The sequence below is a fragment of the Leptolyngbya sp. ST-U4 genome (assembly GCF_039962215.1).
Classification (GTDB): domain Bacteria; phylum Cyanobacteriota; class Cyanobacteriia; order Elainellales; family Elainellaceae; genus Leptolyngbya_A.
The window spans coordinates 1-2,598 of the sequence record NZ_JAMPKZ010000084.1 but is presented as its reverse complement, the minus strand read 5'-3'; the positions used below and the strand labels follow the sequence as shown (position 1 = coordinate 2,598).

General features: G+C 49.6%; 2 protein-coding genes and 1 pseudogene. All 3 read right to left on the bottom strand.

The annotated features are described in order from the left end of the window. Positions 1–107 precede the first annotated feature (107 nt). Positions 108–371: a nuclear transport factor 2 family protein gene (locus NDA02_RS28195; RefSeq protein WP_190789611.1), complete on the bottom strand. Its 264-nt coding sequence runs from the start codon at positions 369–371 to the stop codon at positions 108–110. 119 nt (positions 372–490) lie between these two features. Beyond that, positions 491–1,033, bottom strand: a pseudogene (locus tag NDA02_RS28190) (aminotransferase class IV); the annotation flags it as partial. Between the two features lie 17 nt (positions 1,034–1,050). After that, on the bottom strand, positions 1,051–2,409 hold the full coding sequence (locus NDA02_RS28185; protein WP_190789610.1) for a transposase: 1,359 nt from the start codon (positions 2,407–2,409) through the stop codon (positions 1,051–1,053). Positions 2,410–2,598 lie beyond the last annotated feature (189 nt).

Genomic DNA, 2,598 nt, shown 5'->3' with positions numbered 1-2,598 from the left:
CTCATTTGCATAAACTCCAGAAGCTCCCACAGCGAGTCATGCGATATTTCAAGCATCGGTTTATTGCTTATGCTGCATAACTTCATGCCTCTTCTATGATTGCCGGGTTAATATGTTCCAGCAAGTTCAGCTTTGAGCGTAACCACAACACAATTGCTGTAGTCATGGATTTGGCGATCGCTAATTTCACTTCTTGTGAACCTGAAAACTCCAGAGCGATGCGCGTCCAGATCAAACTGCTTGTTGACGACCTGGCCTGTAGGCATCGTCCAAACCAAATCATCGGCAATAAGTTCAGCTAGCACAGCAACATCGCTGGTGAGCATCGCTTGCCGCAAATTGTCTTCTAAAGTCTCGATCGTTGTGTTCATTTTCTAGCCTCCATGATTTTTACCCTTAACCGTTCAAATTCAAGAACTCCCTGTTCTGATTAAGGGATCGCTCTGTAGATGAATTTAATCATCAAGGGGCGAATAGAGAACTGCAACCGTCAGGCGATCGAGATGGGAAACACCCAGTCCTGATATTCCGAAGCGCGATTTTCGGTAATCGCCGTCAGCTTTTCTCGCAGCTTTAGGGTGATGGGGCGATCGGCAGGCAGAACGTAGTTTTCGATGCGGGAGATAGGCGCGACTTTAGCCGCCGTGCCGCTGAGGAAAACTTCATCGGCGATGAACAGCTCGGTTTTATCAACGGGTCGTTCGACCACGGGAAAGCCCATGTCGCGGGCGATCGTCAACACGCTATCACGGGTGATGCCTTCTAGAATGTCTTGATCAAAGCCAGGAGAAATAATTGTGCCGTTTCGCACCAGAAAAATATTCATGCCAGACGCTTCGCTGACTTTACCCTGAGAGTTGAGCAAAATCGCTTCATCAAAGCCAGAATTAACAGCTTCGGTTTTTGCCAGCGACGAAGTGATATAGGCTCCGCTGGTTTTGCCACGCAAAGGCAGACTGCGATCTTCTTGACGATGCCAAGAGCTAATCCGACAGGACAGCCCTTCCGGCGAAAGATAATCACCCAGCTCTAAGCTCGACTTTATCCAATTTAGACAGCATAGCAGAGTAAACTGAACCAACAGTCCAGCAAAGGTTTTGGTATTTTTACCATGTCGGTTGTTGCTCCTGAGGATGGAAAAAGTCGAGTTTGCCAAAGTCGTTGTCGAACTAAAGCTAACGCATCTGTGAACGTTGGCAATGATTTTTTGTACCAGGTCAATTGAGGTAGGGTGAATCCCTGTTGAGACTGAAGTTGATGCGCTAATAGCACGACAATGGAGAACAGTGCGAACAAAACAGGAGTTGTCCGTCCAATTGCCTTATCCGACCACTGCCGTTGCGTTTCTACCCCCAGGTGGGCACGGGCTTCCTCAAAGGTCACCTCAACCTGCCAGCGTTGGCGGAACCACAGCAAGATTTGCTCCGGCTTGGCAGTTAAGTCTGTGCAGAGAAAAGCTTGGGGTTCCCGTTTGCCGGTCGGGTCTTTGACTAAAACCCAGCGAATTGGCACGGCAGGCAAGCCTGTGTGATACCAGAGAGCAGTTTGAGAAGCGACTTCTAGCTCCACAGAGCGTCCGCCATACCATCCTTCTAACTGCATCGACTGCCAATGGGTTTGAGCATCATCCAGAACGGTGCTGAGGGTCGCAAACCGCTTGCCGACTTTGCGGGGACGACCCATTTGCTTCAGCTGTCGAGGAGGGGCAGGCTCATACAGAGCAGCATCTAAGCGCAGCCGGGTTACAACAAACACAGGCTTGGGCAACTGCCCCAAGGCTTCTAGAAATTCCAGTGCCGCAAAGGAACTGTTAGCCACCAGCACCATCGCACGCTCAGGTAACCATCGCCTCACTTGCGTTAACATTTGCCGTGCCCAGTCAATCAGCTTCTTGTGGCGATGTCCCTGACGTTGGTTGTATTGCTTAGACGGCGCGAGAACGGTGAAAAAGGGCAGTGCCCAAACCCGATGCGACCACGGAATTTCAACCAGCAGCATCAGGCTTAGCCAGCGCAATCCACTGGTTTTAACAAAATGACTGTCACTCCAACGTACTGGGTCTCGATAAATTCCTCTTGCCCGAATCCGCTGACCCCAACATCGCTCAATGGTGTCATCAATGCCCATCACTAACACCCCCTTTGACGCAAATCCCTCGACTAACTGCTGCAACAGCAACTGGCTTCCTTGTCTTGCAGACCATACTGCACGATTGAGCACCCGATGATATTTTTGAAACTGAGCCACTTGCGCTAAACCCATCACCCGCAAAATTGCACTGACCGTTCGTTTGCCGGGAGCTAAAATTGCCCCAACTAGCAGCACCAAGGCAGAATCCCACACGGGCTGGGAAAACAATGAGGCAAACGTTACGATCAAAGGCATCAAGTCTTTCGGTAGCAGGCTCATCAGGATTATTCCAACAACGCTTTCCTGATTCTGCTACCTTTTCTCCTCTCCGAATTGGATAAAGTTGAGTTTAGAAGATGTTTAGAAATACGGAAGAGGTTGCAAAAGACTCAGGCTAGCTTGCGTAACATCAATCGAATCATCGCAAGGTAGATGAAGGTTTCTGAGGAGGCAGGTAAACGTTCGTAA

Excerpts from the sequence above, each read along its gene's own strand:
- NDA02_RS28195 (WP_190789611.1), bottom strand. The coding sequence starts at position 371 with ATGAACACAACGATCGAGACTTTAGAAGACAATTTGCGGCAAGCGATG.
- NDA02_RS28185 (WP_190789610.1), bottom strand. The coding sequence starts at position 2,409 with ATGAGCCTGCTACCGAAAGACTTGATGCCTTTGATCGTAACGTTTGCC.